The organism is Pseudomonas sp. 43mfcvi1.1, assembly GCF_900115935.1.
In the GTDB taxonomy this organism is placed as follows: Bacteria; Pseudomonadota; Gammaproteobacteria; order Pseudomonadales; family Pseudomonadaceae; genus Aquipseudomonas; species Aquipseudomonas bijieensis.
The window spans coordinates 136,133-162,455 of sequence record NZ_UETT01000007.1 but is presented as its reverse complement, the minus strand read 5'-3'; the positions used below and the strand labels follow the sequence as shown (position 1 = coordinate 162,455).

Sequence of the window (26,323 nt, the reverse complement as noted above, 5' to 3'; positions counted from 1 at the left end):
GGCTTACGGGTGAGTCCCAGAAAGCCCTTTAAATGTTCCAACAGTTGGGGGAGGAACGCTGCACAGTGTGCCGTTCACAACCCTTGGTTACAAATTCATATTAATGCTGATTGAGTGCATTAATTTTGAGGTATCGCTCAGGGCTCAAGCACTTCTCGAGGGCCGGAACCATGTTTGCTGGGCAACGGGCAGGTTGCGCGACTGCCCGCGACCCATCGGGAAATAAGTAAAACCCTTGTCGGCCATGCGCTCCGGATCGAACAGGTTGCGACCGTCGAAAATCACCGGGGCCTTGAGCCGTTGCTGGATCAGGTTGAAATCCGGCGCCTTGAAGGGCTGCCATTCGGTGCAGATGACCAGCGCGTCGGCCCCCGGCAACACCGATTCCGGCGTGCCCATCAGCATGAGTCGGGGCTCGTCGGGGTAGAGCAACTGCGTCTGCTGCATGGCTTCCGGGTCGAACGCGCGGACGCTGGCACCTGCGGCCCAAAGCGATTCCAGCAGGGTGCGGCTCGGTGCATCGCGCATATCGTCGGTGTTGGGCTTGAACGCCAAGCCCCACAGCGCGAAGGTCTTGCCGCGCAGATCGCCCTGGTAAAACGCGTTGATCCGCTCGAACAGCTTGTGTTTCTGCCGTCCATTGATGGCTTCCACCGCTTGCAACAGGTCGCTGGAGCAGTGGGCCTGCTCGGCGGTGTGGATCAGGGCACGCATGTCCTTGGGAAAGCATGAGCCGCCGTAGCCGCATCCCGGGTAAATGAAGTGATAGCCGATGCGCGAGTCGGCGCCGATGCCCAGGCGCACGGATTCGATGTCGGCCCCCAAGTGTTCGGCCAGTTCGGCGATCTGGTTGATGAAGCTGATCTTGGTCGCCAGCATGCCGTTGGCGGCGTATTTGGTCAGTTCGGCGCTGCGCAGGTCCATGAACAGGACCCGGTCGTGATTGCGGTTGAACGGGGCGTACAGGTCGCGCATGGTTTCGCGCACTTCATCGCGCTCGCAGCCGATCACGATGCGGTCCGGACGACGGCAATCGGCGACCGCCGAGCCTTCCTTGAGGAATTCGGGGTTGGAGACGATATCGAACTGCAGCAGGCGACTGGCCTTGAGCAGGCATTTGTCGATGTGCGCCCGCAGAACATCGCCAGTGCCCACCGGCACGGTGGACTTCTCCACCACAATGACCGGCAGCTCGCGGTAGCGGGCGATGGCCTCGCCGACGGCCAGGACCTGGGCCAGGTCAGCGCTGCCATCGTCCCGGGATGGTGTGCCCACGGCGATGAACAGCACTTGGCCGTGCTGCACGGCGAGTTGTTCGTCACAGGTGAAGTGCAAGCGTCCGGCCTCCAGGCCTTCACGCACCAGCGCGGCGAGACCGGGTTCGAAAATACTCACCTGGCCTTGGCGCAGGCTTTCCACCTTGCGCTCGTCGATGTCCATGCACACCACGTCATGGCCCACCTCGGCCAACACCGCGGCTTGCACCAAACCTACGTAGCCACTTCCGAATACACTGATTTTCATGGCGGATTCCCTGGGTCATTCCGAGCGGGCGACATGCACAACCAGCGTTCGCCGCAGTGCGCTTGGCTCAGAATAAGTCGGGGATATTGCAGTTCACTTACAGTCCGCTGATGTCTTGTGTCGGCAATCGGTACGCTGCTGGCAGTTGCGCGACGAACTCGCCGACCACTTCCCGGGTCAAGCTGACAATGTCTTCCACTCGTTCCATACCGGCGCCGGTCCGCCAACTGGCTACGATGTCCATGACCGATGGCAGCGGCACGCCGTCCACCAAGGTCAATGTGCCTTGGGTCAGTTCGCCGACAACCAACGCCGCGGGCATGGCACCGATGCCGAAGCCATCGCGAACCAGGCGGGTGATGGCCGACGCGGAGTTCACACAGTTGATGCGGGGCGAGACGATGTTGGCTGAATGCAGCAGGTTGAGAATGTCCTGGTGGGGCCGCGAGTTGCGCGAGAACGTCACGATGCGCTCCTGGGACAAGTCCTCCAGCGACGCATAGGATCGGTCATAGGGGGAACCAGTGCGAACCACCCAGTGCATCGGGTAGCGAGTCAGCAGTGTATTGCGCACGCTGTCCAGGCGCAGGATGTCGGTCTGGAAAATGATGTCCTGGTAGCCTTTCTCCAATTGTGAGCACAGGTTGCTCGCGGTGTCGGCCGACAGCTCGATTTCCAGGGCTGGGTAGTATTCCATCAGGCGTGTCACCAAGGGGCTGAGCCAGGTGTGGATCACCGTATCCATTGCCCCGATGCGGATCCGGCCGCGTACCTGGCGTGGATCCTTGATCACGGCTTTCATGCTTTGCATGGTGTCCATGATGCGCTCGGCGTATTCCAGCACGCGCTGGCCTTCGGAGGTCAGCGATACGCCTTTGGAATCGCGCACGAACAGGCGCACGCCCATTTCGTCCTCCAGGGCCGCGATCCGGCTGGAAATGGACGCCTGGGTGGTGAACAGCTTTTCGGCGGTGAGACGAAAGCTCTTCAGGCGGGCCACCCAGACGAAGGTTTCGAGAAACTTGATGTTCACTTGGGCGTTTCCTTGATCATGAAGCATAGAAACAGTGGCGACGGGCGTATCCCCACCTTGTGGGAGCAAGGCTTGCCCGCGATGAAGATAACTCGGTCTTCCTGGAAATCGAGGTGCGTGCATCGCGAGCAAGCTTTGCTCCCACAGGGAAGTCCCCTCGCGCAGTGGCTAGGCAGGTTTCCTATTCTTCACTGCTCGGCATTAGCCATGTACAGGACTACTTCTCGCAACTCGGCTAAATCCGGAACATTATTGATAGCCGCCTCAGGCCTACACCAGGGATAGTCCAACTTCGATACCCAGGCCATGATCATCGGCAGATCGGTCGCCGGCAGGGTCTTCATGTGTTCGATGGTGATGGTCAGTCGCTCGGCCAGTCTCGAGGCTGGATCGAACTGCCAGTCATACAGGCCACACCCGACACGCACCTCGCCGCTGCTTTTGTCTGACATCGCCACCAGCCATTTGCACTCGAACGCCTCTGTGTTGGCGGGCGGAGGGGCGGCCAGGCAGAACGTGTAGACATTTTCGAAGGTCTGGCCAAAGCGACTGACCAACACGTCGCCAATGGCGGTACGGCCTTCGACGTGGGCGGGAAACGCGATGGTACCGGTGCGCACGACCATGTCCAGAATAGCCGCCGGTGTAAAGGCCTGGGCCAGCAGGTGAGGGCGGTTGCCGTCCTTGGCGTGGATGTACTGTTGAATCGATCGCTGAGCGGTGTTCATCGCGTGTCCTTTCAGGTTGAAAAACAGCCTTTGTTCGAGGCTACAAATCACTGTTCCATAAGTCCGTCACCAGCATGCAACCCGGAGCGTGGGTGATGCACAGCGGTGGACGCGAGGCCTGGACCACGGATTGGGGCGTTACGCCACAGGCCCAGAATACCGGGATTTCGTCCGCTTCCACCGGTACGGCGTCGCCATAATCCGGCATGTCCAGGGACCGGATGCCGATCAATGAAGGATCACCGATGTGCACCGGGGCGCCGTGAACGTTGGGCATGCGCCCGGTAATCTGGATCGCTTGGATGGCCGCGGCCGCTTTCATCGGCCGCATGCTTACCACCATCTTGCCAGACAGGCGAGCGGTGGGACGGGTGTCGATGTTGGTCTGGAACATCGCGACATTGCGCCCCAGCTCGATGTGCCGCAAACGGATGCCAGCCTCCAGCAAGGGCTGTTCAAAGGAGAATGAGCAACCGAGGGCGAAGGCCACCAGGTCGTCCTGCCACAGGTGTGCGATGTCCAGCGGCGTTTCGCTCAACTCGCCGTGGCGGTAGACCCGGTATTGAGGCACCTCATGGCGGATATCGATGGCGGCGCCCAGGTTACGGAAGAACGGATCCCCTGGCTCGGTCACGTCCAGCACTGGGCAGGCCTGGCGGTTGAGGGTGCAGTAGCGCAGGAATTCATTGGCCCAGTCGCTGGGCAGGATCACGATATTGGCTTGCACGCGCCCTTGGCCCAGGCCGCTGGTATGGCCCTGGTATTGGCCGGCGGCGATGCTCTGGCGCAGGGCGACGGGCGTGCATTGCTGCAGTTGTTCGAAAGGCAGGGCGGGTTGATTCATCACGGGGTCTCCAAGCGTTCGTCCGTTACTTTGAGAACAGCATGGCGATGACGTCCAACAAGGAATATTGGTACCCCGTGACAACTAAAAGTTATTCCAGAGGCGCTTGGCTGTTCAGGCCCGGGGCCGCCACCATGCGTTGCGGCCCGACATCAGCGGCGTATTGGCTGACCACCTGGCGACTCATCTGGACGATGTTCTCGATCAGCTCCAGGCCGACGCCAGCGCGCCAGGAGGCGACGACGTCGAGTTGGGGCAGGGCGGTGCCGGGCTCGAGCTGGATCAATTCGCCGCTGGCCAGCGGCTTGGCCACCAGCGCTGCTGGCAAGGCGCCGATGCCGAATCCGTCGCGAATCAGCCGGGTCATGGCCGACACCGAATTGACGCAACTGACCCGCGGTGCCGTGACCCCATGGGCGTACAACAGGTTGAGCACATCCTGGTGCGGACGCGAATGCTTGACGAAGGTGATGATGCGCTCGCCCGCCATCTCCACCAGCGAAGCGTAGGGGCGGGCATAGATGGACTGGCTGGCGGCGATCCAGTGCATGGGATAGTGACCCAGTTCCAGGTTGCGCACGCTTTCGTGGCGGACCAGATCGGTCTGGAACACGATGTCCAGGTAGCCTTTCTGCAATTGCTCACAGAGGTTGCGCGCCGCATCGGCGGTGATTTCGATTTCCACGGCGGGAAAGGCTTGCATCAGCATCGACATCAACGGGCTGAGCCAGGTATGAATCACCGTATCCATCACGCCGATGCGCACCAGGCCTTGCTGCGGGCTGTTGGTGTCCAGTGACTGCTTCAACGCCCGCTGGACTTCGAGCATCTGTTCGGCGTAGTCGAGCACCTTGAGGCCTTCGGGTGTCAGCGAGACCCCGCGCGAATCCCGCACGAACAGGCGCAAGCCCAATTCTTCTTCCAATGAAGCGATCCGGCTGGAGATCGCTGCCTGGGTGCTGAACATCTTCTCGGCGGTGAGGCTGAAGCTCTGCAGTCGGGCGACCCAGACGAAGGTTTCGAGGAATTTGAGGTTCATGAAGGCTCTCTGGGTGCGTGTGGTTCTTATGATTGCAATTGTTACTCCAGATCAGGCCATTGGACGCATCAAATTTTCTTATGCCCGATCGGGTGTTTTTCCCGTTTGACGCTGCGTGGATTTGCCACAAAGAATCCGCCCCACGACGCAGCCACTGCGTCCGCATCCCCAACGACAACGCCTTCACAAAAGAATAACGAGGCGTGTCCGTCATCTTCGCTTGCTGCCGCAGGAACCTTCCATGGAAAAGACCATGACTGACGGCGTAACCACCGGGACAGGGCGCACGGGCCCATTCAGTTGGTACGGCCCCCTGTCGAAAAATGAAAAACGTACATTCTGGAGCTGCAAGATCGGCTATGCCTTGGACGGCATGGATACGCAGATGCTGAGTTTCGTTATCCCGACCCTGATCGCGACCTGGGGAATCTCCAAGGGCGACGCCGGCATGATCGGCACCTGCACCTTGTTGGCCTCGGCGGCAGGCGGGTGGATCGCCGGAATCCTGTCCGACCGTATCGGCCGGGTACGGACCCTGCAACTGACGGTCCTGTGGTTCGCGTTCTTCACCTTTTTGTGTGGGCTGGCGCAGAACTACGAACAATTGCTGGTGGCCCGGACCTTGATGGGCTTTGGCTTCGGCGGGGAATGGACCGCGGGGGCGGTGTTGATCGGCGAGGTTATCCGCGCCAAGGACCGTGGCAAAGCAGTGGGCATGGTGCAGGCCGGGTGGGCGCTGGGCTGGGGGCTGACGGCGCTGCTGTATGCCGGGCTGTTCACTTTCCTGCCACCGGAACAGGCCTGGCGGGCGTTGTTCATGATCGGCCTGGTACCGGCGCTGTTTGTGCTGGTAATCCGTCGACTGGTCAAGGAGTCGGACACCTTCGAACATGCTGTGCGGGAGCGCCAGGCCAAGCCAGAGCTGGGTTCGCGGTGGGCATTTTTCGAGATATTTGCCCCTCGGATGCTCAGCACTACCTTGCGTGCCTCGCTGTTGACCACCGGTGCGCTGGGCGGCTACTACGCAATCACCACATGGTTACCGACATACCTGAAAACCGAGCGCGGCCTGAGTGTGCTCGGTACCGGCGGTTACCTTGCGATGGTCATCGTCGGTTCCTATGTCGGCTATGTGACCAGTGCGTTGTTGACCGATGCCATCGGCCGCAAAAAGAACTTCATTCTGTTCGCCGTCGGGTCCATGGCAATCGTCCTGGCCTACACCCAACTGCCCATCGATAACGCCTGGATGCTCTGGCTGGGCTTCCCCCTGGGTTTCTTCGCTTCGGGCATCTTCGCCGGCATGGGCGCGTTCCTGACTGAGCTGTTTCCCACCCGTATGCGTGGGTCGGGTCAGGGGTTCTGCTACAACGCCGGGCGCTCCATCGCGGCGCTGTTCCCGTTGTTCATCGGCACGCTGAGCAACACCTTGCCCATCGGCACCGGGATCGGTGTGTTCGCCGCCGGCGCCTATGGCGTAGTGATCCTGGCGGCGTTGAGCCTGCCGGAAACCCGCGGCAGACAGCTCGAATCCTGACTGCCCGTGGCGTCCGCGCAAAGAGCGGACGCCGTACCAACCTTTAAAACAACAACCATCGGACGCGAAGGCAGCGCCCCCGAGAGGGTTCGCTCGCGTCCATAAAAAGGAGCATGCCATGCGGCATTTCACATCCACCTGGTTTCATACCCCCGCCGGTACGTTGCTCGGCCTGAGCCTGATCGGCATGCCGAACGCCCAGGCCGACTTCATCGCCGACAGCAAAGGCAGCCTGGAGGCCCGCAACTTTTACTTCAATCGCGACTTCCGCCAGGAGGGGGCACGGGACAAGGCTGAAGAATGGGCCCAGGGCTTTTTGCTGCGGATGGAGTCGAGTTACACCGCCGGAACCGTGGGTTTCGGCCTCGATGCCTTGGGCATGGCCGGCTTCAAACTCGATTCCGGGGGCGGCACGGCGGGCACCAATCTGTTACCGGCGGATTTGTCGGGCGGTTCGCAAGACCGTTATGGCGAACTCGGTCTGACTGCCAAGGTGCGCCTATCCAATAGCACCTTGAAGCTGGGGACGTTGCAGATCAAGGACCCGGCGGTGAGCTCCAACGACACGCGCCTGCTGCCGGGAACGTTCAAGGGCGGGTTGTTGAGCGTGCAGGAAATCGATCGCTTGAAGCTGAGCGCCGGGCAACTCACGCAGATCAACTTTGTCGACTCCACCGACTACCAGGACATGACCGCCAATCGCATCGGTGGAAGCAGCGACAAGTTCCAGTTCGCCGGGGCGGACTATCAGTTCCTGCCGAACCTCACGGCGCAATACCGCTATAGCCAGTTGGAAGACATCTACCAGCAAAACTACCTCGGGTTCGTCCACACCCTGGACCTGGGCGCAGGCCAGTCGTTCAAGAGCGACGTGCGCTATTCGCGCAGCACCGAAGACGGCAACTTTCGCGATCTCGACAACCAGGCCTTCGGCGCCTTGTTCACCTACAGCCTGGCGGGCCATGCGTTGGGCCTGGGTTATCAACGCATGAGCGGCGACGATCCGTTCCCCTACATCGGACGCAGCGATCCGTACTTGGTCAACTTCGTGCAGATCGGCGACTTCGCCAACATCGACGAGCGTTCCTGGCAGGCGCGTTATGACTACAACTTTGCCGCCATTGGCGTGCCCGGGTTGACGTTCATGACCCGCTACATCACTGGCGACAATGTCCAGCGCACCGCACCAGGCGAAGGTAAGGAGTGGGAGCGCAACACGGATATCGCCTATGTGGTGCAGGACGGCACGCTCAAGGGGCTGGGCTTGAAATGGCGCAATGCGACGGTCCGTTCGAATTTTGGCAACGATCTGGATGAGAACCGGTTGATCGTCAGCTATACGATGGCGCTGTGGTAAGAATCATCGCTCTGCCGACCGGTATTGTTCGGCCACCAAAAGCAACGACTGCGGCACCGGACTTTGTGGGTGCTGCGGTTCCTGCAGCACCACCAGTCGGAAACCGGCCATGTCCAGGGCATTGAGCCAACTGGACAAGGTGCGGAAGTACCACGGCATGGGCCGCCATTGGCCCTTGAACCCGTCGAAGGTTTCTTCTCGCCAGCCGTCCTGGTAATTGCCTGCCGCCACAGTCCACGGGTGCAGTGCCTGGATCACTAGCGCTGCGCCCGGGTTGAGCAGGGCGTTCATCGCCGCGAGCAATGGGATGATGTCCTGGTGCAACAGGGCGAAGTTGGCGCAGATCAGGTCGTAGCCGCTGCCGACGTCCACCTTGGCCTCCACCAGCGCTTCATAGCTTGCCAGGTGCACCAGGGAGGAGCCCGCTGCCCGGGCCGCATCGATCAACGTCGCGTCGCCATCCACACCGACCGCCTCGATGCCCCGTTCAGTCAGCGCCCGCAACAGCCAGCCTTCGCCGCAACCCAGATCAAGCACACGCTCGGGCTGGCGGCTCAGTACCGCCAGCAGCATGGCCTGGTCCGTGACCGTCAGGCGGCTTTCGATGGCCCCCGTGCGGATGGCTTCGATCCAGGCCTGGGCATTGTGGTGCCAGCTTTGGAGGAGGGTGGTTTCGGAGGACATGGGTCCAGCTCCGCAGTGGATTGGATAAGCATAGGACAATCGCTGGCGCAAGGACGCCGCGGGTCAAAGCGGGCGGTCGAGAAACAACAGGCGTGCCGCCAGCGCTGCCATGACCCCGGCAAAACCATACGTACCCAGGCGCCTTGAAATCCCGCTGTTTGCCAGTTTCGCCCTGAGCTGTGCGGCGCAAACACCCAGCAGCGTATGGAAGACGAATGCAATCAGTGCCAGCAACGCTCCGAGGAAGATCAGTTGCAGGCTTACGCCGCCGGCCTTGACGTTGACGAACTGGGGCAGAAACACCATGAAGAACAGCAGCGCCTTGGGATTCAAGAGGCTGTTGAGGGCGCCTCGGCAGAAGATTTTCCACTGCGAAGCCACCTGGAGCTGGCTATCCTGAGTCGCAGCCGGCGCTCTCAGTGCTTGCCAGGCAAGCCACAGCAGATAAGCGGCCCCGGCCAGGCGCAGCACGTCGAACGCCGGTGCCCAGCTCATCACCAGCGCGCCGATGCCAGCGCTGACCATCATGGTCATCAGCACGTCCGCCAAGGAAATGCCGAGGGCGGCCGCGACGCCAGCACGCCAGCCGTGGGCCAACGCATGGCTGGTGACAAAGGCCATGTTGGGCCCCGGAACGATCAGCAAAAGCACGACAGCAACCACGAACAGGTAGAGATTGGCGGTATCCGGCATGGGAATCACTCCGTGGGATGAGCCTCGACAGTAAGCGAACGGCGAGCAGGGCGTCAGTTACAGTCCGGGCCTAACTGATAGCAACAGTCGTCTCTCTCGCGATGAATCACGGGAGTCGCTAAACTGCGGCCCCGAATTTCAGCAAGGAAGTGGGTGGATGCGTTCGCTCGTCAGCAGTGTGCTTCTTTCCATGACTGTGGCGGCCCCGGTCATGGCCGAGCAAAGAGCGTTCGCGGTGAATGACCGCAGTGGCCAATATCTGGTCGAAGTGCTGTTCCCGGAGCCGCCGGAAGACCCGCATCAACTGGCCCAAGCGTTCATCACCGTGCGCGACAACAACACCCACGAAGCCCTGCAGCAATTGCAGACGCCCGCCGGCAATGTGCCCGTGGACCGCAACGGCAAGGTCGATAACTGGCTACTTGGCCCTCAGAGCCTGTTGTACTTCGACGATTTCAACTTCGATGGCCGCCAGGACTTGGCGATCCGCAATGGCAACGATCCCGACGCGAGCTACAAACCGACGTTCGACGTCTACCTGCAAGACCCGCGGAAAACCCAATGGATCCTCAATCCGGCCTTGACGGCCCTGGCCAGGGAGGACAGCAAAGGCATGTTCTCTGTCAGCCCGCTGGACGGCGTTCTGCTGTCACAAACCGACCGTGACTGCTGCTGGACCCGCGCCACTCAATGGAAAATGCGCGGCGACGAGCTGGTCCTGCTTCGCTCGGACACCGAGGAGCAAATCCAGCCGACCGAGCCAGGCGAAAACACCAGCATGCCCAGCGGCTACACGCTGCGCACCACGGGTGAATTGAAAGAGGGCCAATGGCTTGAGCAATCGCGCCTGGAAGGCCCCGAGAAGGAGGACCCCGTGATCCTCGCCGGTACCCTCGACACAAAGACCCCGGTAGAACTCTGGTACCAGGTGCAAGGTGCCGTGATCGTTGGTGAGGTGCGCTATACCCAGGCGGGCACCGGCGAACCGATCAAGCTGCTGGGCATTCGGGAAGACGCGGATGACGACCTTATCAGCCTCCATGAATATGCCGGCGATGGTCGTCAAACGGGTACCTGGCGGATCTCCCGGGAAAAAGTCGAACCGTACTCTTTCACCGGTATCTGGGTCAGCGGCGCCAAGGGCGACGACCACCAAGGGGCTGTCCTGCTGCACGATGAAGAACGCGAGTTGGATAACGACAAGATCGACGATGTCGACGCGGCCCAGCGTAGCGGCCATTACCAGATGCAGGACGCACTGGGGCACGACGCCGATCTGGACCTGAAGATTCTCCCTGAGCGGGATGCCAATGGAAGAGAAGTCGCCGAATTCACCATGACCACAAAGGACAGCGTGACCGAGCATCACATCGTGCCGATGGACAGCAGCAACCTGATCATCGTGCGCGAGCCGCAAGCCTCCGGGAAGAACGGTCCATATCACATTCAATTGGTGAAAGGCTTTGCGGTCATTGCCTACAACGCGGTTCCGGATTCACAGGACGGGCTGGCCGGGGTGTATTTGAAGCAGCGTTGAGCACGGAGCAGCAATCCGCAAGCCGTAGAAGAGCTTGCAGTCCATCGGACATGTAAACGATCTCGGGTCCGCTATCACGACGTCTAAAGTTGCGCCTCTGTCGGCTTTACGACGCTGCGGATCAGTGAAGCGAATGTTTCAATGACCTCGTCTTCGCCATGCCGCCCTCGTACCAACGCGCAGGACAGGGCTTCCCCCGCGCCAACCAGGCCAATGCAGCATCGTTCGAGTTCGTCCGCTGGCCACGTCGTATGAGGTTCGAGCACAGATATGAACATCTGCACACAGTTATCCAAGAGCTCCTGGAACACCGCCGCCTTCTCTTCGCTGCCTGCCAGGGCTGCGCCCACAGCATGGAATTCGTCGGTGTTATCGGCCGCGCAATGAATGTAGGCGCTGGACAGGACCAAGGCTGTCTCTTCCAGGCTCCGCGCAGTCTTGGACATGGCGTCACGGAAAGCGCTGACCCGCTCGGTATCGATCCATTTGTAGAGCTCGATCAACAGACCCGAACGGGTGCCGAAATGATCGTAGACAACCGGTTTGGACACGCCGGCGCGAACGGCCAGATGCCCCAAGGTCAGCCGATCCGCGTCTTCCTCGCGCACGATCAGTAGCGCGGTATCCAGCAACTGTCGCCGCCGTTCGGCTTTCGCAAGCCGGCGGGGAGGGGAACCGACAGGGCTGTGCTCAATGTCTTTCTGCACGGTTTTTTGCTCCTGACCGCTAAAAAACCTACCAATGGTAGGTTGAAGTGCGTGATGTTGTGTTAGGTTACCTACTGAAAGTAGGTTTAAACCAGAGACAGGGAGAACACACCATGTCACTTGATCCTATCTTATTAATGGGCGGTTCCGGCGCCATTGGCCATCACACTGCCCGGGCGCTTCGCGCCGCCCACCCCGAGGTACCACTGCTGATCGGTGGTCGCGACCTTGCCAAGGCTCAGCGCGCCGCGGATCACATTGGCGGGGCGCAGGGCGTGGCGATTGACTCTAACGCAGACGATCTAGGCCTCGGCGATCGCCCGGTCAGCGCCGTCGTGGTCTTTTATATGGACCACGCCCTTGCCGGATTGCGTTTTGCGCAAAAACGCGGCGTGCCGCACCTCAGCATTTCCTCCGGCGTTTTCGAGATCGCGCCGGAAATTGCGACGTACATGCATACGCCTGACGCCTCGCCCATTGTCCTCGGTTACGAATGGATGGCAGGGGCGACGACCGTGGCGACGCTGAGCGTTGCCCGGGCATTTGGCCGGGTCCAGGACATCCGTATCAACGCGCTGGTCGATGAGCAGGACACCGGCGGCCCGACCGTCGCCACTGACTTTGAACACCTGAACAAAATGCTGCCTGCCGCACTGACACGACGCGACGGTGTGTTCGTTTGGCGCGAAGGAGAGGATTCCAAGGCACGATTCCATGCGGTGGATGGTACGGAAATCGAGGCTTCCGGCTTTTCGTCCATTGATGTCGTCGGCCTGGCGGCTGCGACGGGTGCAGCAAATGTCCAATTCAACTTGGCCACCGCAGTGAGTTCAACCCGGCGCCAGGGCAGGCCGATGTCCACTGAGATCATCATCGAACTCGTTGGCGAGGACCTCCAGGGCGAACCCTTGCATACGCGTCATGCAGTCATCCACCCGGCAGGCGCTGCGCCATTGACCGGCCTCAGCGTCGCAATGACGCTTGAACGACTCCTCGGGTTGGACGGCCAGCCACCGACGCCGCCAGGGCTTTATTTCCCTTATCAACTGTTGGACGCCGCCACGTATCTGGAGCGTCTGAAGGAGGAGGGCGGGGAGTTACGCAAGCTACTGGGGTAATGAGCTATGAAACTCCGTGTGCTGATCGTTTTCTCGGCGGCTTATCAAAAAAAGCACGGGCCTCGCAACGGCGATCAACATGGCTGACCGAGGTTTTGCTATCAGGGGTAGACCTGCTTCTTAGTATCCCGGTCAAGTACGTAGGAATTCACCCTGATCTGCATTTGCTCACTCCCTGAGACCCCTATCATGGATGTCGACGATGACCACGTAGCCAAATAACGCTTGCCGGCTTCCAACCTGATGTCCGGGGCACTGAAGCCGCATTTGCCTCCACCTGTACCCAGTTTGTTCATCGAGACCCAGCACCACTCCAATGAGTGCGGACCTGGCGTCAACCGAACGGCTTGGTAACCGAAGTACTCCAGGATTGAGTGCTTACCGGCATAAGGTAAGGACTGGCCATCCACCCGGGTTGCGAGAAGCAGGCGGTGGAACGGTACGCCCAGATCCCGATACTGGAGCGTCTCGAAGTAGATAACCGGGGCATCGGCGACTCCATCGGACAAGTCCAAGACCTGGAGGGCAGGATCATCTAAATTGCCGACAAAAGATCTGTACTGATAGTTAGAGCAAGCGGATAGCAGTAGTAGGGCCGCAGCAGCTCCCAATAGCCGAAACGTCATCGAATCCTTCCTGGAGGTGACATCAGAGGGCGCGCAGTTTAACTGCATCTGATTGTGGAGTGGACCCTTTTTAGCCGGTTCTGGATAAGGTGCATACGTGCGGTGGGCTAGCATCTGCGGCCTCGCTCTACGCTTATTCCTTACGTAACAGCACCCTGGTCACCCGGCGCTCTTCGACCTCCAGCACAGTCATGCTCCACTCTTGCCAACGAAGAGTGTCTCCGATGATTGGCAAGCGATCCAGCAGGCTCATCACCAAGCCGGCGAGCGTCTGGTAATCTTGCGTCGCTTTCGCCTGGAAGCCGATGTGTTCACGAACCTGGCTGAGGGGCAGGGCGCCGCTGACGAGAAAGCCTCCATCCTGGGCGACAATATTCGGGCCTTCAATTTCACTGGCATCCGGCAGTTCACCTGCAATGGATTCCAGGATGTCAGTCATTGTGAGAAGGCCGACGAAGTCACCGAACTCGTTCACCACGAACGCGATGTGGGTCGACTCTTTACGCATTTGCTCCAGTGCGTTGAGGATCGTGAAACTGTCGAGCAGGTTGATGGCTTTGCGCGCCATGACTTCCAGATTGGGCTGATTGCCCGCCAGTATTTCCTTGAGCAGTTCTTTCTTATGGACAAAGCCTAGCGGCTCATCCACGCGTCCTTCCCGGATCAACGGCAAGCGTGAGTAGGAAGAGTGCATCAGTGCCGTACGGATTTCCTGCGCTTCATTGGCCAAGTCGAGGTGGTCAATTTGCGCACGAGGTGTCATCACGCTGCGTATCGGGCGCTCGGCCAATTGCAGTACGCCACTGATCATGACCCGTTCGCGTCGATGGAAAACCTGCTCCGGTTCGTCACCTTCCAGCATGTCGGCGATTTCCTCACCGACTTCATCGGCCCCCAGCTTTTGGCCGCCCAACAGGCGCAACACCGCATGGGCGGTGCGCTCGCGCATCGGCCGAAGACCTTGCAGGCTTTTCTTGCGGCGCGAGCGCGCCAGCTGGTTGAACAATTCAATCAGGATCGAGAAACCAATCGCGGCGTACAAGTAGCCTTTCGGAATGTGGAAACCCAGGCCTTCAGCCGTGAGGCTGAAGCCGATCATCATCAAAAAGCCCAGGCACAGCATGATGACAGTAGGGTGGCCGTTGACGAATTTTGTCAGCGGTTTGCTCGCGATCATCATCAAGCCGATAGAGAACATCACCGCGATCATCATGACCGACAGGTGCTCCACCATACCCACGGCCGTGATTACCGCATCCAGGGAAAAGACCGCGTCCAGTACCACAATCTGCGCAACGATAGGCCAGAACATCGCATAGGCCGCGTTGCCGGACCGTTGTGCCACGTGGCCTTCGAGTCGCTCATGCAACTCCATGGTAGCCTTGAACAACAGGAATACACCACCGAACAGCATGATCAAATCCCGGCCCGAGAACGTCTTGCCGAAGACCTCGAACAGCGGATTGGTCAACGTGACCATCCAGGAGATGCTGGCGAGGAGGCCAAGACGCATCAGCAACGCCAGAGACAGACCGATGATACGGGCGCGGTCGCGCTGCTCGGGCGGAAGTTTGTCAGCCAGGATGGCGATGAATACAAGGTTATCGATGCCGAGCACCAGCTCCAGCACGATCAAGGTCAGCAGGCCGAGCCAGGCCGTGGGGTCAACGATCCATTCCATGGGTTATTCGCTCCCTCGGACGATCAATGCGAGGGAAGAAGGTGCTGGAGCGCTGGAGGGAATTCTGTTCTTTGGAAAGCTACTGGGAGGTTCCTGGGGCGTGTTCATACAGACCTGGAAATAATTGGGAAAGAAATCCTACAACGGTTTCCAGCATTTCATACGAGACGATTTATTACAGGATCTGACAGGACGGTGGGTTTGTACTCGACGCGACGTTTCTAACAGCTAACAGCTAGCCAAATCGTGTGACCACCACAAGCCGGATCTTCCGTAGTTTGCTCAACGACGTTGAAACCATGGGTTGTGAGCAATTCGAAGTATTCATTGTGGTCCAGGCTGGCGTGATAAAGCGTTTCTCCTTCGAAAGTGCCTAATGCAATGCCATGGGCCGGCCCGCTGGTAAACATCAGTGCAGCGCCTGGCTGGACATGGGCCTGGAAAATCGGGAACATCCGAAGCTGATCCTCAGGCGTCAGGTGAAAGAAACTGTCCCACGCCAGAATGCCAGCGAAACGCTGATCAAGCGCCAACTGGCGCATATCGGCAACATGCCAATCGTGCTGCGGGAAACGTTGCTGACATAGGCTGATCATCGCCTTGGACGAATCAATGCCACATACGGCATGTCCCGCGTCGATCAAGTAACCAGCCATGGGTTCGGCGCAACCACAGCCAATGTCGAGGACATGAGCATCGACAACAGGCATGGCCTGACGAAAACGATCCAGCCATGATTGCTCGACGAGGCACCGCGGGCGAACGCGATCCCATGTTTGAGCGTGACGCTCGTAGAGGTCGATGATCTGATGGGCTGCCTCATGCATGGGAGAAGATCCTGGGGAATGTGGTCGAGGGATGTGACTGAGTTTTCAAATGTACCTGGGAAGATGGCCTGTGTGGAATATCTATTGGTACGTGTAATGTATATTATGTTAAACAGAGTGTTTATGATTTTAAGGCGGATGCATTCGTACTGATTCTAGCCCCACCGGGGCCGGCCATTGCAACGCTATAGAGATTTCAGCAGCACCGCCACTCCACTCAGAGCTGCCGGGGGATTGGCCAGGAAATGAATGTATTCGACAGAGCGCTGGAACCGCCCTGTCTCACGAGAAGCATGGAAGATGCTTCGAAGCTACTTTACACGCTCCCAGACGATGTGAACCTTCATCCCATCCGGGCGCCGAAAATCTTCCACCATCCGGTCGCCGTCAACCTTCAGTTGCAAGTCATCCTGGGTACGCACAGCGCCCACCCAGTTTGGAAACGTAGATCCTTCGACGGTGTTGCCCGTGAACTCGCCGTTCTGGTTAACGGTATATCGTCCAAAGAAACCGATGCTACCGAGCATGGCTGCGCGGTTTTCCTCATCGGTGCCTTCGCCACGCACGTTGGAGCGAAACGGCGGCACGCGTGGATCCGTGAGCACTTCAACAAACGTCAACTCCGGGGTGAAAACGAGCCAGCCATGAGGATTGGGTCCATAAGCATCCGAGCTACTGCCCTGGTGCTCAACCGTTGCGCTGATCATGCGCCAGGTGCCGATCAACGAGTTTTGTTCGCCCGCGAAGGCTGTGGGGAAAACCGAAAAGGCAATGACCGCACCTACTGCCAGTACGCTGTTTTTTAGAGTCATCTGTATCACCTCTCACTGTAAGGATGCGATGGAGAATAAAAAATCTTCATGCCCTGGCCGAGATAATTGCCAGGCGTAGTTCCCGCGAAGCGGCATAATCGGCCTGCCGTCCCAATTGCCAGCCCAAGTAACCCCACAGCAACGCGCAACACGCGCCAATCATCGCGGCCAGGCCGGCGCCCTGCCCCAGCATGTCAAGCAGGCTCTTGGCCCAGCCACTCATGGCGTCACCGGCGCGATAAACCACGGTGTCGATGAAGTTCTTCGCCTTGTATTTACTCTCGGCGTCCAAGGGTGCGAAGAGCATTTCCCTGCCCGGCCGGACGAACGCGTACTCGCCGATTCGTCGTACGATCATCAACGTCGTAAGCAGCGCAAACCCGGGCGCCAACGCCAGGCCCAGGAAGCCGATGGACATGAGCAGCGGCACGATGGCCAGCAACGCGCGTACCCCCAGCTTCGGTGCGATACGGCCGGTGATGAACAGCTGGGACAGCAACGCGCCCGCCTGCACGATGATGTCGATGGTGCCAAAGATGCGAACTTGCGATTCGCGATCCGGATAGTGCTCGGCCACCAGGCGCGCCTGCTCGAAATACAGAAAGGTGCTGACGGTCGCCAACAGCACCACGAACCCGGCGATCCCCAGCAGGTAAGGTGATCTGAGCACGGTCGTCAAGCCGCTGAACGGGTTGCCGCGCAGTGGCTGCCGAGGGCTTTGCGTCGGCGCGGCACCCGGTCGGCCTGCCCCACCCTCCTCGCGCCATCTCATCAACGCCCGCTTCAAGACCAGCGTGGCCCCGAGCAACAAGGCCGCCAGCAGCATCAACCCAGAGGCGCCGAGGGTATCGATGAGCAGCGCGCTCAGGGCCGGCCCCAGCAAACCGCCGATGCTGGCGCCGGCAGCGATGAAGGCAAATAAACGCTTGGCCTGCTCGCTGTCGAATACATCCGCCATCAAGCTCCAGGCCACGGACACGACGAACAGGTTATAAACCGAGATCCAGACGTAAAAGACCCGGGCCAGCCAGACACTGTCCGGCTGGAACTGGAAGAACTCGACGAACATCAGCAGATTGATGCCGAAGAAGCCGTACACCCAATCGATGAGGCGCAAGCGCGGTACCCGGGAACTGAGCCAGGCGAACATCGGAACCGCCGCCAGCATGACCAGGAAGGTCGCGGTAAACAGCCATTGCAGATTCTCCACGCCCGCCGCGATGCCCATCGATTCGCGGATCGGGCGCAGCATGAAGTAACCGGTAAAGAGGCACAGGAACAGCAGGAATCCGTACAACGCCGGACGCAGCTCACCGTCGCGGGCATTAAGGGCGAGGCTCAGCCGGTGCAGATAGGAAGGCGTACTCATGGGAGCTCCAGGAAGGCGGCAACAGGCCAGAGGGTGGGCACGGGACGGACACCCGCGCCCAAGGTTGCATCAGGGGTAGGTGACGCCGGTCAGCCGTTCGGAGACGGCCCAAAGCCGATCGGAATCCGCCTCCCTGGTTGCTGCGGCAGGCGTTTTGGCAAAACCCAGCGGGCCGCGTTTTTCCTGGTCTCCGGTCGGGCCGTAATAGGCGCCGCCGACGGCCTGCTTAGCGGTGGCGGCATACAGCGTGGGCAACGCCCCTTGTGCCGCTGAGTGGTAGGCGTCGCGGTCCTGGGCCCAGCGCTGGCCGAATTCACTGTTGAGGCCGGGGCCGCGTTCGACCAACTCGGTTACGGCAACGCCGGGGTGCGCGGCGATGCTACGAATGCCCCAATTTTCGGCATCGCTGCGCCGCTGCAACGCGAACGCCCAATGCAGGATGGCCAGTTTCGATTGCGCGTATGTCGCGTACGGGTCGTACTTCTGGTTGGCCTGAAGGTCATCGAAGTTTATCGCGCCACGGGTCGCTGCAATGCTTGAAAGGCTCACCACGCGTGCGTCCTGGCTTTGACGCAGGAGCGGCACCAGCAGGCCGGTCAGCGCGAAGTGCCCCAGGTAATTGGTTGCTAACTGAAGTTCGAAACCATCGGCTGATGTACCTCGTTCGGCCGGCGCCATGATGGCGGCATTGTTGATCAACACGTCGAGGCGCGGCAGCCTCTGATTAAGACGCTGGGCCAGGTCGCGCACGGATGAAAGGTTGGCCAGGTCCACGGCCTCGAACTGCACCTTGGCATCGGGCACCGCCTGTTGAATGCGTGCAATGGCCTGTGCACCGCGCTCTGGATTGCGAGCAGCGATAATCACCTGCGCGCCGGCACGGGCAAGTGCCAGCGCATCCTCATAACCCATGCCGCTGGTGCCGCCGGTGACCAAGACGATTCGGCCCTCCTGAGACGGCATGTCGTTGGTCGACCAGTCGGGTTTCGGTGCGACACGAGCCGATGCTTCGATACTTACGGCACTGAGCAGCGCGACACCGGCGACAAGTGCCCGGACCAGTCTCATCAGTGGGTTTATGGTGTTCAGAAGGCCGATTGCGGGGGTTGCTGTGTTCCACATGGTTGAATCCTCTATTTGAAACAATGAACCGACACGACCGGCGATCACTGGATGGAACACGCCTCAGCCAGTTGCAGAAAGCTGACTTGGCGGGTTTGCCCTTGCGTATCCACATAGGTCATTTTTGCCCGCACAACCTCACACACTTGCGAGCTCGGTGCCTCGATGCGAATGGCGTGGGCGATGTCCAGCGGCATGCCATACTCGTAAGCCGGTGGTTCCGTGTTTTCTTTGGCGAACAGAGGTGAACCGCTCAACGTGATGACGGCCAGCAGACTGGCGATCGACAGGTTTTGGATATTCATGATGGACTCCATGACTGCCTTTACCGGGATGGTCTTAGCACTCTAGGAGGGGGACACTGACGTCAAGGTGACTGCTGACTGACAGGAAGATGTCAAACGCCGATGTTGGGGAAACACCGGCGTTCGCTAAGACGCAACTAGCGCGCCGCTTGGCTCGTCAGGGAAAATCCGAAGGTATTGAGCCCATCCTTGCTGTGGGCAAACACTCGTCCACCGTGCATGGACGCCACGGCCCGCACAATGGAAAGCCCCAGGCCATGGTGCGCGTCGCTCCGGGCCCTGGCGGCGTCGGCGCGATAGAAGCGTTCGAACAAATGCTCCAGATGCACGTTGTCGATAGGCTCGCCTGCATTGGAAACGCTCACCTGGGCCTGCATGCCATGGCTTTCCAGGCGGACGATGATGACGCTCTCCGGCACCGCGTATCGCGCCGCGTTTTGTATCAGATTGGCGAGGGAGCGGTGAAACAGGCGTCGGTCGATGCATACGCGCATGTCGCCTTTGATCACCACGTTCAGCTGTTTGTCATGCAAGACAGGCTCAAGGTATTCCACCGTCTTCGACGCCTCTTCATAAAGCGAGACATCACTGAGCTCGGTCGCCCGCTGCCCACTTTCGGCACCCGCCAGGAACAGCATGTCATTGACGATGGTGCCCATCCGCTCCAGTTCTTCGAGGTTGGACTGCAACAGATCCTGAAGCTCATTCACGTCCCGCCCGTGGGCCAACGCAACCTGGGTCTGCCCGATCAGGTTGGTCAACGGCGTTCGCAGCTCGTGGGCCACATTGGCATTGAACCCTTCGAGCTGGCACCAGGCCGTTTCCTGGCGAGCCAAGGCGCCATTGAACGACACCGCCAACTCCTGCAATTCGCTTGGCAGCGCCTCGGTGTCCAGTCGCTGCTTCGAATCCCCCGGCGGCAGGCTGTTGGCCTGACGGCTCAGGCGCCTGACCGGCCCCAGGCCAAAACGCGCGATCCAGTAACCGAGCAATGCCACCAGCACAACGCCCAGCGCCGAAATCAGGATCAGCGTCTTGGTGAATTGGTCCAAGGTCTTCATGAACGGCGTTGAATCGAGCCCCACGATAAAGCGCAACTCCGGCCGGCTACCCATGGCCGCGATGGTCTTGATCAGCAGGACCATGGGACGATGCCGGTCAGGTATCTCGACCGTGGAGAATCCATCCGGGCGCTTCGACCAATCCTGGCCGTCCGGCATGGCCCCGCCATAACTGTAGGCCGGGTCGTCAACCAGCACCCAATAACGCACCCGCTCGTCCGCGGGAGTCAGGCCATCCAGCTTCTCACGCAAGCCGACCCAGAACGCCGGCGAATCGTATTTTGCGAGCACGGGGTCGAGTACGGAATGACGCAGGATCAGCTCGTTCTGCATCTGATCTTCGAGCGATTGCTTCAAGGAACAGCGCAACAGCGTCGCACTGACCGCGGTGATCAGCATGACCGAAAGCGCAAACATCAGGCCGAGCCGCCTGGATATCGATCCTTTCATCATGGCGTACCGTTTTGCCTGCCATCGGCTTCGCGGCTTTCCAGTACATAGCCCATGCCACGGACCGTATGCAGCAGCTTGCGAGGATAAGGCGCATCCACTTTAGCGCGCACACGCTTGATCGCAACCTCGACCACGTTGGCATCACTGTCGAAATTCATGTCCCAGACCTGCTCGGCGATCATCAATTTGGGAAGAATCTCGCCCTGGTGCCGCGCCAGCAGGCTCAACAGACAGAACTCCTTGGCCGTGAGGTCCAGCCGCACCCCGGCCCGGGTGACCTTGCGCGCTTGCAGGTCGACCTCGAGGTCATCGATGCGCAAGTGCGTCGGGTCGGCCGTGTCGTCGGCGAAACGCCGGATCAATGCCTGGATGCGCGCAACCAGTTCGGCAAATGAAAAGGGTTTGGCCAGGTAATCATCGGCGCCCTCTCGCAGCCCACGGACGCGATCATCCACCGTACCCCTGGCCGACAACATGATGACCGGGGTTTTCTTGTACAGGCGCAAGCCCTGCAGCACGCCGTAGCCGTCCTTGCCCGGCAACATGACATCCAGGATAACGACGTCATAATCCATTTCCAGCGCGTAGTGCAGGCCATCGATGCCATTAGTCGCGACATCAACGATGTAGCCGAGCTCGCTCAAGCCACGGTGCACATAAGAGGACGTCTTTTCCTCGTCCTCGACGATGAGCAAACGCATCGGGTAACTCCTCCGTAGAAGCGGCGCGGGTCGAGACGGACTTTTATCCATCTCTCAAGCATTCTGGACAGGCTGTGTGCACCATTTTCCAGACTACAGAACAAAGGTGTCCTGAACCTGACCGCTTCCTGACATTCTTGTCAGAATAGACCGACGTCTGGCCCCGTCGCTGGAAAAACCATCGTCCGGAAAGCGCCTCAAATCAACCCTAGCGTCAGGGCTTTGAGCGTCGCAGCCGCACGGGTGGTGCATTGAAGTTTACGGAACACGTTTTCCACATGGGTACGAACCGTGCTCGGACTGATGCCTAGTTGACGCGCCACTTCCTTGTTGCTTCCGCCTGCACTGATGCGCCGTAGAATTTCGGTTTCACGCTCGGAAAGCAGGCCACCGCCAGGCTTGCAGGCGGTCATCGTGGTATCCCCGCGCGCCGCCGCGATGACCGCCTGACAGGCGCGTCGGTCAAAGCGTCCCTGATCCGCTTCGTCCAGCAACAGACGGGTGGCATCGTCATGACTGAGGGCCGGTCGCCACGGTCGGTCGCTCAGCAACGCTTGCCAAGCCAGGGCCGCGGCAAGCAAGAGGTGTTCGCTTTGCAGCGCGTCGCCGCTGAGACTGCGAAAGTAACCACTGCCATCCAGTCGTTCGTACGCGTGAGCCGCTATCCGACCCGACACGGCCAGCGCCGGTATCTGGCCGCAGGCCCGCGACGTCCAGTAAGGCACCAACCGCACTTGCTCAAGATCGCCCTCCAATAACGCTCCGGGAATATTCCAGACTCGATTGGGCACTGCTGCGCGGCCAATACCATGGATGAGCGCCGCTTGGCCGAGATGGTCAACGGCTGATGCCGACAGGCCGGAAAGCCTGGCGGCCTCGCGCACCAGTTCCGAGGCGCAGCGCGAATATCCCGACAGCCACGGGAGCTTGAGATCGATCACATCGCCGACCAGGGTCAGCGGCACCTGTGCCGTGGTTTCCCGCGGATCGACAGACTGTGGTGTCCGCAGCTGATCCAACCAGTCCTCAGCGTGCTTCAACATTTCGCTGGCGAGCGCTGCTGGATAACGTCGGTCGCTCTTGCTGCTGATCCACTGTAAAGCCACCTCCAGACCGTGGCTGCGGGACAGAATTTCCAGATCCCCTGCCAGCAACACCTGATAAACCACCTCCGGTACCTGCGGATGACGCAGGCCGAACGGCCTTCCCTCCCCGTCGTATTGCTCGAACACATGACGCAGCCCGTGTTCGACTTCGGTTCTCAAGCCCAATGTATGAGCGATATCACCGGACACCTCGCAATGAATCTGTGCTAGCGGCGTGGACCTGCGCATCGCTCGCTGGCCCGCCGCACTGAGGGTATTCGTCAGCATCGCGTTGCGGCCCTCGACGTCATCGCCCAGCAGTTGGGTAAAACCCTGCGCATTGGCGGTGCACCCTGACCAGCGCAGCAAGGCGACCTGGCGTCCGATCTCGGTGTGCTCGCCAGCACCATTGCACGCCTGCGCGAGCATCAGCACCAATCGGGCGGTGCGGCGCGACTGATCGAACGGTTGGCCCATGCTCAGGTCGCCGACCATGGACAACGCCAGAATGGCGTCTTCCAATTCGATACAGTCACCTGCCGACATGTCGTTTCCTCCGGACATTCGATTGAACATTATTGATGGCCTCGGATAAATGACCGATACCTCAGCCGCCGAGTATCGCTGAAACTGCGCTCACCCCATACAGGAGATCGCATCATGTTCAAACCCAAGGCCCTTGCCCTCACACTCGCCATGACCTGTTCCTTGTTCGGCGGCGCAGTACATGCCGCGACGCAGCAACCTTCTGTCGTCATCGTCCATGGCGCTTTCGCCGACGGGTCCGACTGGGGCAAGGTCGTCCCGCTGCTGCAGGCGGAAGGCATCAAGGTCACCGTGGTACAAAATCCGCTGACCTCGCTGGCTGACGATGTCGCCGCCACGCAGCGTGTACTGAACAACCAGGAGAACGACGTCGTATTGGTCGGCCATTCCTGGGGCGGCACCGTCATCAGCGAGGCTGGCACCGACAAGAAAGTACGCAGCCTGGTGTACGTCGCCGCGTTCGCCCCGGATGCCGGTCAAGCCAGTAAAGACCTGGGCAAGGACTACCCTGCCCCGTCCGGTGTGAAAGACATCGCCGCCGACAAAAACGGTTTCCTGTACATGACCGCCGAGGGCATGGCCACCGGGTTTGCCCAGGATCTTTCCGCACAGCAAACCGCGGTAATGGCGGCGACGCAGGGGCCGATCCGCGCCTCGGCCTTCGATGACAAAACCAGCGTCGCCGCCTGGAAAGGCAAGCCAACCTGGTACGTCGTGGCCAAGGAAGACCGGATGATCCAGCCTGATCTGCAGCGGGCTTTCGCCAAGAAGATCGGTGCCAAGGTCAGCGAAGTCGACGCCAGCCACGTGCCGCAACAATCGCGCCCGGCCGATGTTGCAAAAGTCATCATCCAGGCTGTTCAGAAGAGCCAGTAATCCCTGGCCCCTTCTGCGCTGAGGTCGAGGGAAGTGCGCTGCACCTGGAATGTTTGCCGCCGCGAGTCATAGCGCAAGCGGTAGCCGAACAGCCAGCCGCAACGTACCTCCCTGCCCTGGCGAAACTCCATGAATCTGGCGAACGAAACACTCCGCCCAAGGAGCCCTGCTCATGAGTTCCGAGCTGAAAAAACATCATTTCGACTTTATCGTCTGTGGAGCGGGCACCGCCGGCTCCGTCGTGGCCGGACGGCTGGCCGAAAATCCCGAGGTCGAGGTATTGCTCATCGAGGCTGGGGGCGGCGATGAACACCCCCATGTGCTGGAGCCGGGAAACTGGCCCCTGAACCTTGGCAGCGAGCGCGATTGGAACTTCGTAGGTGCCGCGAACCCTCATCTCAACGACAGGAAAATCCCGCTGAATATGGGCCGCGGATTGGGCGGTGGGTCCAGCATCAATGTCATGTTGTGGGCCCGCGGTCACAAAAACGATTGGGAAGATTTTGCCGCGCAAAGTGGCGATCCTGCGTGGAACTACGCCTCGGCCCTGAAGATTTATCAACGCGTGGAAGACTATCAGGGGCCCTGCGATCCAGTCCGTCGCGGCAAAGGCGGACCGGTTCATGTCGCGCCTGTGCGAGACGCCCAGCCGATTGCGAACGCCATGCTCAGCGCGGCTGCCGGAATGGGTATACCGGTTTTTGACAACCCGAACGGCGCCATGATGGAAGGCCGCGGAGGTGCTGCCTTGAACGATCTCATCGTCAAGGATGGCCGGCGTAACTCCATCTACCGCGCATACGTCGCGCCACGCCGTGGCCAGCCCAATCTCACGGTCTTGACGGATACGCTTGTCAGTCGCGTGCTATTCAGGGACCAACGCGCCATCGGCGTGCAAACCATAAGCAATGGCCAGACCGAGTGCTTTTACGCCAATCACGAAGTCATTCTTTCGCTGGGAGCGGTCAACACGCCGAAGGTCCTGATGCAATCAGGCGTGGGGCCGGAGGAAGAATTGCAGCGCCATGGCATTGCGCTCGTCCAGCAGCTCCCCGGTGTTGGCGCCAATCATCAGGATCACGTGTCCTTTGCGGTTATTTTCGAATACGCGACGCCACAAGCGGTGGGTTACGGCGGTTCGGAGGCGACGCTCTACTGGAGCAGCGACAGCACTTTGCGTCTCCCGGACATGTTCCACTGCCAGGTCGAATTTCCAGTACCCAGCGCAGAGACCGCCTCACTCGGCGTGCCCGTACACGGCTGGACAATGTTCGCCGGCCTTGCCCACCCGGAAAGTCGCGGACGGGTCAAGCTCAGCGGCCCGAATGTGACCGATGCCCCCATCATTGAACCCAACACGCTGTCGCATCCGGCCGATCTGCGCAACGCGCTGGAAAACATTCGATTTGTCCAGGAGCTGGGCGCGCAAGCCCCCTTCAAGGGCTTGGTAAAAGGTGAAAGCCTGCCTGGAAAACTGAGTACCCAATCGCTCGAACACTACGCGCGCAACGCGGCCGTGACTTACTGGCACCAATGCGGTACGGCAAAAATGGGCCAGGACGCGATGTCCGTGGTCGATGGTCAACTGCGGGTCTACGGAGTCCAGGGCCTGCGCATTGCCGACGCTTCCATCATGCCGCATGTCACCAGCGGCAATACGATGGCCCCGTGCGTCGTGATCGGTGAGCGGGCCGTGGAGGCTATACGGGCCACTTACGACATATAGCATTGATGGCGGCACCATTGCGACGGCTTCATAGAAAGTGTGGGGCGGCTTTGGCTATCCGCCTCGACCTTCAGACAGCCAATGCGGGCGCATGCGGAACCAATTCGCAGGCACATGGATGCCGGGGGCTTTTTCAACGGGTTCCGGCAATGATCCGGGACGATGTGCTTGTTAATCCGCATCATCTCTTATGCATATTTGGAATTAAATAAATAGCTAAAGAAACTAAATAAACGACCTTAGCTCACCTATCTTAAAATCTTGAAACCCCTCAGGTTCCTGTTGAATAAAGAGGATTGCGAGGCCGATATGGAGATCACCTTCGTGGTGGA

The 26,323-nt window shown here is 59.9% G+C and carries 23 protein-coding genes; 6 read left to right on the top strand and 17 right to left on the bottom strand.

Features of this window, described 5'->3' with window-relative positions; genetic code table 11:
- Positions 1-144 precede the first annotated feature (144 nt).
- The 5 genes from DTP52_RS15440 to DTP52_RS15420 form a co-directional block, all read right to left on the bottom strand.
- Complete coding sequence (locus DTP52_RS15440) at positions 145-1,524, bottom strand: UDP-glucose/GDP-mannose dehydrogenase family protein (protein ID WP_109754127.1); 1,380 nt, start codon at positions 1,522-1,524, stop codon at positions 145-147.
- Positions 1,525-1,621: 97 nt separating this feature from the next.
- Entirely contained in the window at positions 1,622-2,557 is a 936-nt protein-coding gene (locus DTP52_RS15435) for a LysR family transcriptional regulator (protein ID WP_109754126.1), read from the bottom strand.
- A 188-nt stretch (positions 2,558-2,745) separates the two neighbouring features.
- Positions 2,746-3,285: a hypothetical protein gene (locus DTP52_RS15430; RefSeq protein ID WP_109754125.1), complete on the bottom strand. Its 540-nt coding sequence runs from the start codon at positions 3,283-3,285 to the stop codon at positions 2,746-2,748.
- 40 nt (positions 3,286-3,325) lie between these two features.
- Positions 3,326-4,129, bottom strand: a complete 804-nt coding sequence (locus tag DTP52_RS15425; RefSeq protein ID WP_109754124.1) for a putative hydro-lyase — start codon at positions 4,127-4,129, stop codon at positions 3,326-3,328.
- A 91-nt stretch (positions 4,130-4,220) separates the two neighbouring features.
- Complete coding sequence (locus DTP52_RS15420; protein ID WP_109754123.1) at positions 4,221-5,168, bottom strand: LysR family transcriptional regulator; 948 nt, start codon at positions 5,166-5,168, stop codon at positions 4,221-4,223.
- Between the two features lie 253 nt (positions 5,169-5,421).
- On the opposite strand from DTP52_RS15420, the gene DTP52_RS15415 reads away from it, so the two are divergent.
- Together DTP52_RS15415 and DTP52_RS15410 are read left to right on the top strand one after the other, a co-directional pair.
- Positions 5,422-6,705 carry an MFS transporter gene (locus DTP52_RS15415; protein WP_162893829.1) on the top strand — a complete coding sequence of 428 codons (1,284 nt, stop codon included), beginning with the start codon at positions 5,422-5,424 and terminating at the stop codon, positions 6,703-6,705.
- 118 nt (positions 6,706-6,823) lie between these two features.
- Entirely contained in the window at positions 6,824-8,062 is a 1,239-nt protein-coding gene (locus DTP52_RS15410; protein WP_109754121.1) for an OprD family porin, read from the top strand.
- A gap of 3 nt (positions 8,063-8,065) precedes the next feature.
- Here the strand turns inward: DTP52_RS15410 and DTP52_RS15405 are convergent, their stop codons facing one another.
- Positions 8,066-8,746, bottom strand: a complete 681-nt coding sequence (locus DTP52_RS15405; protein ID WP_109754120.1) for a bifunctional 2-polyprenyl-6-hydroxyphenol methylase/3-demethylubiquinol 3-O-methyltransferase UbiG — start codon at positions 8,744-8,746, stop codon at positions 8,066-8,068.
- Between the two features lie 63 nt (positions 8,747-8,809).
- On the bottom strand, positions 8,810-9,439 hold the full coding sequence (locus DTP52_RS15400) for a LysE family translocator (protein WP_109754119.1): 630 nt from the start codon (positions 9,437-9,439) through the stop codon (positions 8,810-8,812).
- A 157-nt stretch (positions 9,440-9,596) separates the two neighbouring features.
- On the opposite strand from DTP52_RS15400, the gene DTP52_RS15395 reads away from it, so the two are divergent.
- The gene (locus tag DTP52_RS15395) at positions 9,597-10,976 is read left to right on the top strand and encodes a hypothetical protein (RefSeq protein WP_109754118.1); all 1,380 of its coding nucleotides are present in this window, start codon (positions 9,597-9,599) and stop codon (positions 10,974-10,976) included.
- An 83-nt stretch (positions 10,977-11,059) separates the two neighbouring features.
- Here the strand turns inward: DTP52_RS15395 and DTP52_RS15390 are convergent, their stop codons facing one another.
- The gene (locus DTP52_RS15390; protein WP_178082488.1) at positions 11,060-11,683 is read right to left on the bottom strand and encodes a TetR/AcrR family transcriptional regulator; all 624 of its coding nucleotides are present in this window, start codon (positions 11,681-11,683) and stop codon (positions 11,060-11,062) included.
- Positions 11,684-11,796: 113 nt separating this feature from the next.
- Here DTP52_RS15390 and DTP52_RS15385 point away from each other — a divergent pair, with 113 nt between their 5' ends.
- Positions 11,797-12,801: an NAD(P)-dependent oxidoreductase gene (locus DTP52_RS15385; RefSeq protein WP_109754117.1), complete on the top strand. Its 1,005-nt coding sequence runs from the start codon at positions 11,797-11,799 to the stop codon at positions 12,799-12,801.
- Positions 12,802-13,560: 759 nt separating this feature from the next.
- On the opposite strand, the gene DTP52_RS15375 is transcribed toward DTP52_RS15385, so the two are convergent.
- The 9 genes from DTP52_RS15375 to DTP52_RS15335 all read right to left on the bottom strand — a co-directional run bounded on the left by DTP52_RS15375 (position 13,561) and on the right by DTP52_RS15335 (position 23,389).
- The gene (locus DTP52_RS15375) at positions 13,561-15,108 is read right to left on the bottom strand and encodes a TerC family protein (RefSeq protein WP_109754115.1); all 1,548 of its coding nucleotides are present in this window, start codon (positions 15,106-15,108) and stop codon (positions 13,561-13,563) included.
- 221 nt (positions 15,109-15,329) lie between these two features.
- Positions 15,330-15,935 carry a class I SAM-dependent methyltransferase gene (locus DTP52_RS15370; RefSeq protein WP_109754114.1) on the bottom strand — a complete coding sequence of 202 codons (606 nt, stop codon included), beginning with the start codon at positions 15,933-15,935 and terminating at the stop codon, positions 15,330-15,332.
- A 311-nt stretch (positions 15,936-16,246) separates the two neighbouring features.
- Positions 16,247-16,747, bottom strand: coding sequence for a lipocalin-like domain-containing protein (locus DTP52_RS15365; RefSeq protein WP_109754113.1), 501 nt, complete (start codon positions 16,745-16,747; stop codon positions 16,247-16,249).
- 46 nt (positions 16,748-16,793) lie between these two features.
- Positions 16,794-18,116: an NTP/NDP exchange transporter gene (locus DTP52_RS15360; RefSeq protein WP_109754112.1), complete on the bottom strand. Its 1,323-nt coding sequence runs from the start codon at positions 18,114-18,116 to the stop codon at positions 16,794-16,796.
- Positions 18,117-18,185: 69 nt separating this feature from the next.
- The gene (locus DTP52_RS15355) at positions 18,186-19,238 is read right to left on the bottom strand and encodes an oxidoreductase (protein ID WP_109754111.1); all 1,053 of its coding nucleotides are present in this window, start codon (positions 19,236-19,238) and stop codon (positions 18,186-18,188) included.
- 44 nt (positions 19,239-19,282) lie between these two features.
- The gene (locus tag DTP52_RS15350) at positions 19,283-19,543 is read right to left on the bottom strand and encodes a DUF2790 domain-containing protein (RefSeq protein ID WP_109754110.1); all 261 of its coding nucleotides are present in this window, start codon (positions 19,541-19,543) and stop codon (positions 19,283-19,285) included.
- Positions 19,544-19,680: 137 nt separating this feature from the next.
- On the bottom strand, positions 19,681-21,054 hold the full coding sequence (locus DTP52_RS15345; RefSeq protein ID WP_109754109.1) for a heavy metal sensor histidine kinase: 1,374 nt from the start codon (positions 21,052-21,054) through the stop codon (positions 19,681-19,683).
- On the bottom strand, positions 21,054-21,758 hold the full coding sequence (locus tag DTP52_RS15340; protein ID WP_109754108.1) for a heavy metal response regulator transcription factor: 705 nt from the start codon (positions 21,756-21,758) through the stop codon (positions 21,054-21,056). Before DTP52_RS15340 ends, DTP52_RS15345 begins: the two co-directional genes overlap by 1 nt.
- 197 nt (positions 21,759-21,955) lie before the next feature.
- Positions 21,956-23,389 (bottom strand): HD domain-containing phosphohydrolase, encoded by a 1,434-nt coding sequence (locus DTP52_RS15335; protein ID WP_109754107.1) that lies wholly within the window; start codon positions 23,387-23,389, stop codon positions 21,956-21,958.
- A 114-nt stretch (positions 23,390-23,503) separates the two neighbouring features.
- Between DTP52_RS15335 and DTP52_RS15330 the strand changes: the two genes are divergently transcribed.
- Both DTP52_RS15330 and DTP52_RS15325 read left to right on the top strand, forming a co-directional pair.
- Entirely contained in the window at positions 23,504-24,265 is a 762-nt protein-coding gene (locus DTP52_RS15330; RefSeq protein ID WP_109754106.1) for an alpha/beta hydrolase, read from the top strand.
- A gap of 172 nt (positions 24,266-24,437) precedes the next feature.
- Positions 24,438-25,991, top strand: a complete 1,554-nt coding sequence (locus DTP52_RS15325) for a GMC family oxidoreductase (RefSeq protein ID WP_109754105.1) — start codon at positions 24,438-24,440, stop codon at positions 25,989-25,991.
- The last annotated feature ends 332 nt before the right edge of the window (positions 25,992-26,323 follow it).